Genomic DNA, 272 nt, shown 5'->3' on the forward strand with positions numbered 1-272 from the left:
GAAAGCATAATTCTTGTCATTGGCAGAAGCAGGGGAAACCACGGTGAAGATAGGGACGTTTAGGAAAGTGATAGTATGAGCCTTGTAACCAAGATAAGACATAGCGTTCTTTGGGTTACCGTACTTATCGTAGATAGGTTTAGAATTAGAAACAGGTTTAACGCCGAAATTTGCTTCTAAAGGGGAACGATAGTACTCTTTGTAATCTTTGAATTTACCGTGACTCTTCTTGTTGTTGAAGAAAGAATTAAAGATAATGGGGTAAGAATCAA

Annotated in this window: 1 protein-coding gene; it reads right to left on the minus strand. The window is 37.9% G+C overall.

The window, feature by feature from the left end; genetic code table 11:
• Positions 1–272 (minus strand): hypothetical protein (locus ACW9JY_RS10615; protein ID WP_457284341.1); only part of this gene is annotated, 272 nt, incomplete at both ends.

This window comes from Petrotoga sp. DB-2 (assembly GCF_054051725.1).